This is a genomic window from Nonomuraea sp. NPDC049400 (assembly GCF_044466425.1).
Lineage (GTDB): Bacteria > Actinomycetota > Actinomycetes > Streptosporangiales > Streptosporangiaceae > Nonomuraea.
This window is the reverse complement of record NZ_JBITMP010000119.1, coordinates 1-9,237: the sequence shown is the minus strand read 5'-3', so window position 1 is coordinate 9,237 and position 9,237 is coordinate 1. Positions and strand designations below refer to the sequence as shown.

Here is a 9,237-nt window from a genome sequence, read left to right as displayed (position 1 = left end):
GAGTGGCCGCCCTCATGTCACATCGATCTTCCCTTACGGGCATCAAGGTGACGAGTAGGTTCAAACCCGTACACCACTCCCGTGGACGCTAACGCTGGGCGGGGCGGGCATGCGGCGGAACCGGCCGGGGTTGGCGGTGTAGGCGGCCTGGAGCGTTCGGGCGCGCTCTGCCCGGATCTGGCCGACGGTGCCCAGATGGACCGAGGCCGGGGTGTGCAGGCCGATACCGGAGTGCCGGTGCTCGTGGTTGTAGTAGGTGAAGAACTCGGTGCAGAAGGCGCGGGCGTGGGCGATCGAGCCGAAGCGTTGGGGGAAGGCCGGGCAGTACTTCAGCGTCCGGAACTGTGCCTCGGAGTACGGGTGTCGAAACAACTCCCAGTGCGCCCTACGGACTGCCTGATGTGATACTTGCAGAGTGTCTCACCGAACTCGATGGACGTATATTGCTCCCACGATCAGAATGAAAGATCGCCCCGTCGGGCATCTCGATGCGAGCCGCAGCCATATCGAGGGCCGCACACGCCAAGCGCGCCGGATATCGCACGTCCAGCGCCCAGCCGATCACGCTCCTCCTGAAGCAGTCGATAACCGTCGCCAGGAAAAGCGGCCCCTCACCCGTATCGATCTGCGTGATATCACCGATCATCTTCTGGCCGGGCACCTCCGCGCTGAAGTCACGTCGCACCAGATCCGGGATCGGAGCCGCGGCCCTGTCAGCGATCGTCAGCCCTCGGCGTCGCCTGACCTGCACCGGGATCAGGCCCATCTGGCGCATGAGCTTGCGGACGAGTTCGTCGTCCACCTCGACGCCGGCGCGCCCGAGCTCCGCATGAACACGGCGGTACCCGTACGTGCGGCCGGATTCGGCGAACACGAAGTCAATCAAGGGTTTGAGGTCCTCGCGCCGTTGTCCGGTCGCCGACATCGGGCGCTTCTCCCAGTCGTAGTATCCAGATTTCGACACGCCGAGTAAGCGGCACATCATGATGATCTCAAAGTTGGCCTTCTCAGCGAGAATTAGTTCGTACTTCTCGCTTACGGGAGTTCTTTCGCAAAGAAGGCCGCGGCTTTTTCAGAAAAGCGTTCTCCTGCTCAAGTTCCTGAACACGTCGTTCCATCTCCTGGAGCCTAGCGCGGTCGATGGCGGCGCGGGCCTCGTCGGTGGTAGCCGAGTTCTTCGACCTCTCGGCCTTCACCCAATTGCGAACCGTCTCTGCGAACAGCCCGAAATCGCGGGCAACCTGTGCAGGAGTCTTCCGGTCTTCGACGACGGCCCGCACGACTTCGGCCCGCAACTCGGGTGGATATATCCTCGGCTTCTTCGCCACGTGCTTCCTTCCCTGACTGCCTCTGACCCTACTTGGGTCCGAGTCCGGAAGGTTCGGGGCACCTCAGGGAAGGATTGGGCGCCAAGGGAGCTCCGACACAGTTTTGTGTCCCTGTTCTCTGATCATGACATCCCGATCGAGGACATCTCGCGCCTGGTCGGACACTCCAAGACGGTCGTCACGGAGACGGTCTACCGTCAGCAGATACGGCCGGTCATCCAAGAAGGCGCGACTGCGATGGACCGCATCTTTCCCATGGCTGATGAGCCATAGCCGTTCAACATGTCACTCAGTTTGTCACTCACGCCCCGCTTCCAAGATCGGAGACGGGGCGTTTCTGCTGGTGGGCGGTACTGGGTTCGAACCAGTGACCCCTCGCTTGTAAGGACCGCCCGGACAATTCCGCCACCAGGACCCGCCCGGATAAGTGCAGGTAAATCGGCATTTGGCGGCGCATTCGCGGGCGTTCGCGGGTGCTCAGCGGGGGAGATCGTCTCCCGGATTTCTCCCACGCTCGAGACGTGGCACCACGAACGTCCCCTTGCCGGGAATCGCCCGAAGGTAGCCATCATCCTTCAGTTTGCCGAGAACCTTACGAACAGTCCCTCTTGCGACCTCAAATTCCTGTTCCAGGTGAGTGATGCTCGGAAGGGGCATTCGAGGCTTGTAAACACCGGTTTCGATACGTTCGCGCAGAATGTCATACATCTGCTGCCACACGGTCTCATCCGGCGCCCACTCGATCATGGGCCGACCGTAGAAGGGCCTATCCGTGCCTACTCCGGCGAGACAGGGCATGCCCGGGCATGCCCTTGTGTGACCTGGACTGGCCGAGCCAATGGCGGGGGAGTAGGGGGCGCTCAGTCCCCGGGATTCTTTGGAGGCGCAACGAACGTGCCCAGGCCGCGCTCGCTGTAGGCGACGCCCTCTTCTTTCAACTTGGTGAGCACCTTACGCGCCGTTCCGCGAGCGACGCCGAATTCCTGTACCAGCTCGTGCTCGGACGGCAGGGGAGTGTCCACCTGATAGGTGCCGTCCGCGATTCGCTCCTTGAGGATGTCGGCGATCTGTCGCCACTTCGGAGCGTTCGGCCGGAATTCGATCATCACAGTTGCACCGTAGGCAGCCGTGTTGACCTGCGGATACCCGCACTTCCTCAAGACTCACCATGGTGAAGTATGTGGAAGCGGCGTAGCATGGCGGTCACTTGACCTGCATAAAGCGGGCCCGCCTGGCGCAGCGAACGCCTAGACGGGCCCTTGATCGGACGGGTGGAGGTCCGACCCTATGGGCGAAGCCTACGAGAATGGCGAGCCGGTGAGCAGCCCCGGCCTCCCGGAGATCCCCGAATGCTCGGTGGTCCGCAGGGAAGACGGGCTGCTGCAGATCACCCACAAGGCCACTGGACGCACGGCCACGGCGCGCGACGACGAGGAGGACCCCGTCGTCCAGGGCGCAATCCTGCGCTGCCTGGCCAGCTACAGGTGGGTAACACCGACTCGGGAGATCCCGTTCTGGACCGGATATCCAGCATGAGTTCTCTCGAACAGACCGCGAGAACCCCGCGGCTCCGCGTCCCGTACATCACTGCCTACGACGAGGAGATCGTCGCGCATCCGCTGACGTTCGTCTGGAGCCCTGAGGCAACAGATGGACTGAAGTTGAGCTACGTCGATGCTGTACCGCAGGACTCGATGCTCGGCGCGCTGTGGTCACGTCAGGGACTGCATCGGCGCGGCCGGCCCGAGTGGAAGCTCGTCAACTCGATCAGGCAGCGCAACGCCATGCTGCGCCTCCTCTGTCAGGTGTGCGGGGAGTCGGCTGTTGGTCCAGACGGTCGTGTTTCGTGGGTACTGGCAGACGATCCGGATGACACCTCGACCAGCAAGGGGTACACGAACGCGCCGCCCACGTGTGCTGCGTGCATTCCCGAGGCACTCGTCGCCTGCCCGCGCCTGCGGCGTGGCGCCGCCGTCTATACGGTGGGCAGCGCCGAACCGTACGGGGTGCTGGGCGACTTCTGGCGACCAACCCGCCACGGCCCTGTCGAGACACAACGCAACGCCGTCGTTCCGCTCGACGCCTTCTGGCGGTTGGAGTACACGCTCGCCAAGCAACTGCTGGTCGTGCTCGACGATCTGCGGCCCATGCCTTTAGACCGCTGACACCCCCATTGGGAGGACCTCGTGGTCGACGCCCTCATCAACCTGATCGACGCAATCCTCGGCAACCCAGTGGTCTTATCGATCCTCGCCGGTGCCGCGGTTACGTACGTCGCCTCATGCGTTGTGAAGCCATACAAGATCTGTAAGGCGTGTAATCGGTCGAAGGAGTCGCATTCCAAGCTGTACAAGGGCGCGTTCGGACCATGCCGGGCATGCAAAGGCGCCGGCCACCACGTACGGGTCGGCGCCAGGATCCTCGGCCGGAAGCTCTGACAGGTCCGTATTACTCGATCGACTGCCCATAGAGCAGCTCGTACAGGTGTCCGCCCTTCACAAGAATCGACACCTCGACGGGGCGGTCATCGTCGCTGAAGACGACACGGAACTGCCTGAACACGGGAACGTTGAGCGGCAGATTAAGAGCGTCGATCTCTTCCCTGAGGGGTTGACGGGTTGAGATGCGATCCTCAAACCTTTTCTCAGGTAGCCCAAGTTCTGCCAGCACTTGCGGGGCTCCCCCGGGAATCTTGCCCTTGCGTGTGAGCGGCGTGCCCGCAGCGAAGGACAGCGGATAGAAAGACGAGGAGAGCTCGACTGGCTCGCCATCATGAAGTAGTAGTCGCCGACGAAGAACCGCTCGCTCGTCGGCGGCCAGGCCGAGCGCCTGAGCCACCTCCTTCGGCGGAACCACCTCGGCAACGTGCAGCAGGTCGTACTTGTAGCCGCGAGGAGACGGTTCCTTGTATGCCGTGGCTGCGACGACAAAGGGCTGCTTGTTGCGGACAAACACGGCCTTGCCGACTTGCCCCTCAACGAATCCCTCATCCTTGAGGATTCCGATCGCCTTCGAGGCTGTCGAGGCCGCTACCCCATACATCTCCGCCAGGCGCGGCGTGGATGGCAGGGCTTCGCCTGGCGCGAAAACTCCAGACATGATCTTTTCACGCAGGTCCGCGGCGACTTCCTCGTTCGGGCGCCGCGTGCCCGACTGCTTAGCCAAAGTGGTCAGCCTTCCTCATCGATGGTCACCTCATAGCGAAGCTCCCGCCCCGTAGCGATCATCGTCATCACCGTGACCTCGATCGGCGCTTCGTCCTCGGCAAGTGTTACGCGAGTCAGTATCAACACCCATTCGTGCGGCCCGAGATGGAGTAGGCCGCGCTCCTGTTCTGTTGCAGGTCGGGCACCCACCGTTTCTACGACACGGCGGGTATGAAAGCCAAGGTTGGCCAGGAGGGTCACTGCACCCCCGCGGACCTTGCCCTGTTCGGCAAGAGGCGTGTCGCGCGCGATCGCCGGCGGATAGAAGGAGTCGGCCAGTTCTACCGGTTCGCCATCCAGCAGGACCACTCTGCGGCGGACAACGGCGGACTCTCCCTCCGCGAGCCTCAACGCTTCAGCGACCTCTGCAGGAGGCTGCACCTCTGCGACCTCGCGCAAAAGGTTGGATCCGACGCGCCCCTGTGCTGCTGCCTCCTCGACCCAAGCCTCTCGCTCGCCAGAACGTCGTGGGCGCACGTACGGGCTTGAGGTGCTCGTCCATTGCGCGTGCTCCATGGGGCTCCTCCGCAGCTCGATGCGCCAACTTCCTTATCACCTTACTCGTAAGGCAGTAAGGCTGTCGATCAGCAAACCGGCACCTCACCTCCATGGATAACCTTTCGGCATTTCGCGAAAGGTCTCTTGTCGCCTTTCGCGATACGCAGTACGGTGGAGATCCGATTAGAGCGATGAGACGCACAGGAGCCCCGTTGAGCGACAAGACCGCTAAGAGCGGCCTCAGCGCCGACGATCGCCGCCAAGCGCTGCCGATCACTGAGGTTGCCGAGTTGCTCGGCGTGAAACCGATCACCGTCCGCCGCGCCGTCGCAAGCGGCGAGTTCCCGCACATTCCAGTGCGCAGCAGGAAGCAAGTCCCGCGCGCCTTCGTCGAAGGCTTGCTGGCCAGCCCCAAGTGGGGGGCGGTCGAGCCTGACGCGGAGGTTGCGGTCTGATGCTCGCAATCTCCCCAGACATGCGAATGGCGGCCCCTCACTGCCAAGATCCGGGCCGCCCGCATGTCCCTCTGGCCGGTCAAAGCTGGAAGGACTCCCTAATGATGACACACGCCTCCCCGGATCACATCGCTGTGTCCGCGGCTTCGCTTCGCGACCTCGCCCAAGAGGTGGCCTTACTGTCCGCCCGCGTCTCCATGTTCGTGGACGCCGCTGGTGTGGACCTCGCGCCGGCCACCGCACTCCCGTCGAACGTCTTCAGACTCGACGACTACCGCCCCCGCTCTGGCCGTCAGGCGGTGTCCCGATGAAGACCCGCACCGACGCCGAGATCCTCGCCGATCTGGCCAGCCAGGCGGTCGGGCAGTACGTCCGCGGCTGCCGGGACGCCCCCGCGATCGACACGGCTTGTTGCACGGACCCCCGCTGCTCCTGCTCTCAGGGGAGCCAGCGATGACTAGGTGGACCTCCAGCAGTCCCGCCGAGCAGGCGTACGACTACGTGTACCTCGCTGGCGAGTACGTCACCGGCCCGAAGGGCTCCGAGCCTGCCCAACGGGCCGCGCAGATCGCCGCCGTGTACGCGCTGCTCGCCATCCACCGCGAAATGGCCACCCCTTGGTGGCGAAAGCTGTTCCGGCTCCGTACCCGTTCTCCTCAGGTGGTCATCGCCCTGGACGAGGCAGTCGATCCAGACGCTGACCCGTGGGCGTGCCCGAAGGAGAGCGCCCGATGAACCGGCCCGGCTGCCGTGCGAGCGCCGTCTGCGGCGGCCGGACCCACCACCGCTCACAGACCTGACAACCCCGAAGGGACCCCACCATGCCGTTCCGTGACGCCGATGGCCGCGAATGGGCCTCCACCGCCCAGGGCCGCGACCTCGAGATGCACGTCGCCTCCTACAGCCTGCAGAAGAAGATGGCCAAACTCACCCGCGACCCGGCCGACCAGCGCGAGTACCGCCACGCGTGCGACTCCGACGAGTTGGGGGAGCGCGCCGCCGACCACCTGCGCGCGGAGAACTACAGCCGCCCCGCCGACCGCCGGTAGGGCCCACCACTCTCCCCGTCCGGGTGGACGTGTCCGGAATCCAACCCATCTGCCCCCGGACGGGGCTCACAACGACACCCCCGAGGAGAACGACATGAGCGACAACGTGCAGCCCGGCACCTGGACTGACGACGCCGCCAGAAGCATCGCCGGAGAGATCGGCCGACTACTCCAAGCCTTGATCACGGACGACAACGAGGCGTTCGACGCTGCTGCAGCCAAAGCCCGCCGCCTGATGGATGACCCAGCAAACAAGCACAAGTAGCCCACCAGCCCGAAGAAGACGACGACGCCCGGAGTACGCCATGACACCCACCCAGCCCGCCGAGCTCGTCACGCCCGCGCCGCCCCCCGCTCAGCCGCCCGCGACGGCCAAGACGCCTCGCACAGAGCCAGCCGAGCGGAAGCCTGGACGCCGCCTGTTCCGGTCCCGCGAGGAGCGAGCAGCGGACAAGGCCGCGGCCCTCGTGAAGCGTGAGCGCGCCCTGATTGAGGCGCGGAGAGCTCGCGACCAGCGCGAGATGGAAGAGCTCGAAGCTGAAGAGGAGAAGTCCCGGGTCCGCAAACGGCTCGCCGATCAGGCCAAGCAGGAGCAAGACGAGGCCGCCGAGGAGGCCCGCTCTCTCCGTCAGCGGATCAGCCGGGCCGTGGTGCTCGCCTCCGCGAACGTCGGCGTCAACGCCGTCGCCGTGCTCGGGCAGGTCCTCGCGCTCGTCCTCGGTCTCGGATTGGACTGGTGGGCTGCCGTCCCGATCGCTCTCGTGGTCGAGTCGGTGGCGGTGAACGTCGGCTACATCGCCCACGACAAGCTCGTCAACGGCTACAGCGCGGGCTGGCTGCGGTTCGTGTCGTACGGGATCGGCGCGGCGGTGGGCTGGTTCAACTACGAGCACAACAGCGGGACCACCACGAACCCTGATGGCGTCGAGGTCGCGATACCGACCGCCGACTACGCGATCGTGTTCGGAGCCGCCAGCGTCCTGTCCCCCGTGCTGTGGCAGATCTACTCGCAGTGGAAGCACTGGCAGCAGCTCCGCGACGCCGACCTTCTGGACGCCCGGGCGCCGAAGTTCTCCCGCGCCCGATGGATCCTATGGCTGGGAGAGACGTACTTCATCACCCGCCGCGCAGTCCGACACGGCGTCAGCGACCGAGCCGAAGCCGTCCGGCGTTTCCAGCCGGCCTACGAGCAGAAGAAGCGCAAGGGGCGGAAGCCTGCCAAGCCGTTGCCGCCGGCCGCCGACGAGCTGAACGAGGCACTCCAGGCGTGGGCGCGCGAGTACCGCCAGCGCGGCCCCGAGGTGAACGTGGTCCGCGTCCAGTCTCCCGACCAGGACGCGTCCAACACCGCGACCACTCCCGCGACCAACGGCAAGCATGATCCGGCGCTTCCTGCTGGGGCCACCTTGCTGCGGAGCCTGATGCCGTGGACGCGTCCAGACTCGCGACCGGACGCTGCCCTCGCTAACGGCACCTCCCAGACCCTCACTTTGGACGCCGATTTGGACGCGGAAATGGACGCCAAACCGGCCGTGGACGCGACCAGGACGCGTCCAACCGACGACCAGGACGACGACCGACCCGAGCCCACTGACAAGGACAAACGCCGCGTCGCTCGCTGGTGGGCGAAGCGCGTGGAGGCCGACGAGGTGCTCTCCAAGTGGGCTCTCGCCGAGCGCACCGGATTCAAGCCGACCTGGTGCGGCGACCGCATCGCCGAAGGCAAGGAAATCCTCGCCAGCAAGGGCTGGAGTTTCGACGAGCGTGGCCGCCCCGTACGACCCGCCGAAGAGGACGCCGATCTGGACGCGTCCACCACCCCCTCTGGAGACCAGTCATGACCCGCTACTTCGACCCTGTCTGCAACCACATGCACGACATGGAGAAGCTCCCCACGTGTCCCCGCCACGGCGTCAACCACAGCCGCGGATGTGAGGGCTGCCAGGCCGTGGCCGGCAAGACCCCGTGCGGAGGTGACCAGTAATGAGCGAGATCAACGTGTCGCCTTGGCAGGTTTTCACCATCAAAGTCCGCATGGTCAGCAGATTGCTGAGCATCTTGGCCGGCGGCAGCGTCCTCGCGCTGGGCGCCGCCAACGCAGGAACGGCGGTTGGAGCAATCGTCGCTACGGCGATCGGGCTTCTCACAACGGCCGGGATCTACTCCGGACAGCGACTCGCGGCATGGCTCGTCCAGCAGGAAATCGCCCGCCCTCGTTCGAAGCCCGTCACGAGTTGTGACTGCCGCCAGTAGCCCAAGAGAGACAGCTTGGGAGGCGGCTGAACCGCCCCGGAGGCGGCCTCTACGCGCCCAGTGTTACGTAACGCGCACGCCTCCGTAACACGCGCGCGAGTGTAACCCCCCAAGTCAAGTTCACCGTATGTGACCAAGGAGAGTCGTTGTCCGAGAAGCGTCAGACCGGCCCGCAGGCCCGCCGCGACTTCCACGAGAACCGCATCGGACGCGAGAAGAGCGGCGTCATGCGGTTCTGGTGGGCGGCCTGGTGGGCGGCGGCCGAACTCAAGCACCTGAGCCGCCGGGACGCGGCGAAGGCGCACGAGCAGGGACTCGCCTTGGCCGAGCAACTCGCGGCGTTCGCCCGCGGACTCAACGACCAGCACCACGCACACCTGATGACCCAGAGAGGGGGTAGAAGCCGTGCCAGCGCCTGACCTGTTCAAGCTCAACCTGCCCACCGAGG

General features: G+C 65.0%; 20 protein-coding genes. 13 read left to right on the top strand and 7 right to left on the bottom strand.

What is annotated here, in order from left to right; all coding sequences use genetic code 11:
- Positions 1 to 60 precede the first annotated feature (60 nt).
- The 5 genes from ACIBVN_RS60190 to ACIBVN_RS60170 all read right to left on the bottom strand — a co-directional run bounded on the left by ACIBVN_RS60190 (position 61) and on the right by ACIBVN_RS60170 (position 2,434).
- Positions 61 to 372: an integrase core domain-containing protein gene (locus ACIBVN_RS60190; protein WP_397151812.1), complete on the bottom strand. Its 312-nt coding sequence runs from the start codon at positions 370 to 372 to the stop codon at positions 61 to 63.
- A 13-nt stretch (positions 373 to 385) separates the two neighbouring features.
- On the bottom strand, positions 386 to 1,018 hold the full coding sequence (locus ACIBVN_RS60185; RefSeq protein ID WP_397151816.1) for an IS3 family transposase: 633 nt from the start codon (positions 1,016 to 1,018) through the stop codon (positions 386 to 388).
- The gene (locus tag ACIBVN_RS60180) at positions 1,008 to 1,328 is read right to left on the bottom strand and encodes a transposase (RefSeq protein ID WP_397151810.1); all 321 of its coding nucleotides are present in this window, start codon (positions 1,326 to 1,328) and stop codon (positions 1,008 to 1,010) included. Before ACIBVN_RS60180 ends, ACIBVN_RS60185 begins: the two co-directional genes overlap by 11 nt.
- A 477-nt stretch (positions 1,329 to 1,805) precedes the next feature.
- Positions 1,806 to 2,075 (bottom strand): winged helix-turn-helix domain-containing protein, encoded by a 270-nt coding sequence (locus tag ACIBVN_RS60175; RefSeq protein ID WP_397151809.1) that lies wholly within the window; start codon positions 2,073 to 2,075, stop codon positions 1,806 to 1,808.
- Between the two features lie 113 nt (positions 2,076 to 2,188).
- Complete coding sequence (locus ACIBVN_RS60170) at positions 2,189 to 2,434, bottom strand: GntR family transcriptional regulator (RefSeq protein WP_397151814.1); 246 nt, start codon at positions 2,432 to 2,434, stop codon at positions 2,189 to 2,191.
- Positions 2,435 to 2,615: 181 nt separating this feature from the next.
- Here ACIBVN_RS60170 and ACIBVN_RS60165 point away from each other — a divergent pair, with 181 nt between their 5' ends.
- From ACIBVN_RS60165 to ACIBVN_RS60155, 3 genes are read left to right on the top strand one after another with little or no spacing between them, the layout of a single operon-like run.
- Positions 2,616 to 2,864 carry a hypothetical protein gene (locus tag ACIBVN_RS60165; RefSeq protein WP_397151807.1) on the top strand — a complete coding sequence of 83 codons (249 nt, stop codon included), beginning with the start codon at positions 2,616 to 2,618 and terminating at the stop codon, positions 2,862 to 2,864.
- Positions 2,861 to 3,493 (top strand): hypothetical protein, encoded by a 633-nt coding sequence (locus ACIBVN_RS60160; protein WP_397151805.1) that lies wholly within the window; start codon positions 2,861 to 2,863, stop codon positions 3,491 to 3,493. Before ACIBVN_RS60165 ends, ACIBVN_RS60160 begins: the two co-directional genes overlap by 4 nt.
- A 21-nt stretch (positions 3,494 to 3,514) precedes the next feature.
- Positions 3,515 to 3,766: a hypothetical protein gene (locus ACIBVN_RS60155; RefSeq protein WP_397151803.1), complete on the top strand. Its 252-nt coding sequence runs from the start codon at positions 3,515 to 3,517 to the stop codon at positions 3,764 to 3,766.
- Positions 3,767 to 3,776: 10 nt separating this feature from the next.
- Here ACIBVN_RS60155 and ACIBVN_RS60150 read toward each other — a convergent pair whose 3' ends face one another.
- Complete coding sequence (locus tag ACIBVN_RS60150; protein ID WP_397151801.1) at positions 3,777 to 4,493, bottom strand: GntR family transcriptional regulator; 717 nt, start codon at positions 4,491 to 4,493, stop codon at positions 3,777 to 3,779.
- Between the two features lie 5 nt (positions 4,494 to 4,498).
- Positions 4,499 to 5,050: a GntR family transcriptional regulator gene (locus ACIBVN_RS60145; protein WP_397151799.1), complete on the bottom strand. Its 552-nt coding sequence runs from the start codon at positions 5,048 to 5,050 to the stop codon at positions 4,499 to 4,501.
- Positions 5,051 to 5,244: 194 nt separating this feature from the next.
- Here ACIBVN_RS60145 and ACIBVN_RS60140 point away from each other — a divergent pair, with 194 nt between their 5' ends.
- The 10 genes from ACIBVN_RS60140 (at position 5,245) to ACIBVN_RS60095 (ending at position 9,208) form a co-directional block, all read left to right on the top strand.
- Positions 5,245 to 5,487 (top strand): helix-turn-helix domain-containing protein, encoded by a 243-nt coding sequence (locus ACIBVN_RS60140; protein WP_397151797.1) that lies wholly within the window; start codon positions 5,245 to 5,247, stop codon positions 5,485 to 5,487.
- A gap of 134 nt (positions 5,488 to 5,621) precedes the next feature.
- Complete coding sequence (locus tag ACIBVN_RS60135; protein WP_397151795.1) at positions 5,622 to 5,798, top strand: hypothetical protein; 177 nt, start codon at positions 5,622 to 5,624, stop codon at positions 5,796 to 5,798.
- The gene (locus ACIBVN_RS60130) at positions 5,795 to 5,944 is read left to right on the top strand and encodes a hypothetical protein (protein ID WP_397151794.1); all 150 of its coding nucleotides are present in this window, start codon (positions 5,795 to 5,797) and stop codon (positions 5,942 to 5,944) included. The genes ACIBVN_RS60135 and ACIBVN_RS60130 overlap by 4 nt, the downstream gene beginning before the upstream one ends.
- Positions 5,941 to 6,222, top strand: a complete 282-nt coding sequence (locus tag ACIBVN_RS60125; protein ID WP_397151792.1) for a hypothetical protein — start codon at positions 5,941 to 5,943, stop codon at positions 6,220 to 6,222. Before ACIBVN_RS60130 ends, ACIBVN_RS60125 begins: the two co-directional genes overlap by 4 nt.
- 86 nt (positions 6,223 to 6,308) lie before the next feature.
- Entirely contained in the window at positions 6,309 to 6,536 is a 228-nt protein-coding gene (locus tag ACIBVN_RS60120) for a hypothetical protein (protein WP_397151790.1), read from the top strand.
- A gap of 94 nt (positions 6,537 to 6,630) precedes the next feature.
- Entirely contained in the window at positions 6,631 to 6,801 is a 171-nt protein-coding gene (locus tag ACIBVN_RS60115) for a hypothetical protein (RefSeq protein ID WP_397151788.1), read from the top strand.
- 40 nt (positions 6,802 to 6,841) lie between these two features.
- Positions 6,842 to 8,377, top strand: coding sequence for a hypothetical protein (locus ACIBVN_RS60110; RefSeq protein ID WP_397151786.1), 1,536 nt, complete (start codon positions 6,842 to 6,844; stop codon positions 8,375 to 8,377).
- Complete coding sequence (locus ACIBVN_RS60105; RefSeq protein ID WP_397151784.1) at positions 8,374 to 8,520, top strand: hypothetical protein; 147 nt, start codon at positions 8,374 to 8,376, stop codon at positions 8,518 to 8,520. The genes ACIBVN_RS60110 and ACIBVN_RS60105 overlap by 4 nt, the downstream gene beginning before the upstream one ends.
- On the top strand, positions 8,520 to 8,789 hold the full coding sequence (locus tag ACIBVN_RS60100; RefSeq protein ID WP_397151782.1) for a hypothetical protein: 270 nt from the start codon (positions 8,520 to 8,522) through the stop codon (positions 8,787 to 8,789). Before ACIBVN_RS60105 ends, ACIBVN_RS60100 begins: the two co-directional genes overlap by 1 nt.
- 146 nt (positions 8,790 to 8,935) lie before the next feature.
- Positions 8,936 to 9,208, top strand: coding sequence for a hypothetical protein (locus ACIBVN_RS60095; protein WP_397151780.1), 273 nt, complete (start codon positions 8,936 to 8,938; stop codon positions 9,206 to 9,208).
- The last annotated feature ends 29 nt before the right edge of the window (positions 9,209 to 9,237 follow it).

What these genes read in the sequence shown, in the direction of transcription:
- ACIBVN_RS60130 (WP_397151794.1), top strand. Translation starts at nt 5,795, where the DNA reads ATGAAGACCCGCACCGACGCCGAGATCCTCGCCGATCTGGCCAGCCAG.
- ACIBVN_RS60145 (WP_397151799.1), bottom strand. Translation starts at nt 5,050, where the DNA reads ATGGAGCACGCGCAATGGACGAGCACCTCAAGCCCGTACGTGCGCCCA.
- ACIBVN_RS60120 (WP_397151790.1), top strand. Translation starts at nt 6,309, where the DNA reads ATGCCGTTCCGTGACGCCGATGGCCGCGAATGGGCCTCCACCGCCCAG.
- ACIBVN_RS60115 (WP_397151788.1), top strand. Translation starts at nt 6,631, where the DNA reads ATGAGCGACAACGTGCAGCCCGGCACCTGGACTGACGACGCCGCCAGA.
- ACIBVN_RS60110 (WP_397151786.1), top strand. Translation starts at nt 6,842, where the DNA reads ATGACACCCACCCAGCCCGCCGAGCTCGTCACGCCCGCGCCGCCCCCC.
- ACIBVN_RS60175 (WP_397151809.1), bottom strand. Translation starts at nt 2,075, where the DNA reads ATGATCGAGTGGGCGCCGGATGAGACCGTGTGGCAGCAGATGTATGAC.
- ACIBVN_RS60105 (WP_397151784.1), top strand. Translation starts at nt 8,374, where the DNA reads ATGACCCGCTACTTCGACCCTGTCTGCAACCACATGCACGACATGGAG.
- ACIBVN_RS60100 (WP_397151782.1), top strand. Translation starts at nt 8,520, where the DNA reads ATGAGCGAGATCAACGTGTCGCCTTGGCAGGTTTTCACCATCAAAGTC.
- ACIBVN_RS60125 (WP_397151792.1), top strand. Translation starts at nt 5,941, where the DNA reads ATGACTAGGTGGACCTCCAGCAGTCCCGCCGAGCAGGCGTACGACTAC.
- ACIBVN_RS60170 (WP_397151814.1), bottom strand. Translation starts at nt 2,434, where the DNA reads ATGATCGAATTCCGGCCGAACGCTCCGAAGTGGCGACAGATCGCCGAC.
- ACIBVN_RS60165 (WP_397151807.1), top strand. Translation starts at nt 2,616, where the DNA reads ATGGGCGAAGCCTACGAGAATGGCGAGCCGGTGAGCAGCCCCGGCCTC.
- ACIBVN_RS60160 (WP_397151805.1), top strand. Translation starts at nt 2,861, where the DNA reads ATGAGTTCTCTCGAACAGACCGCGAGAACCCCGCGGCTCCGCGTCCCG.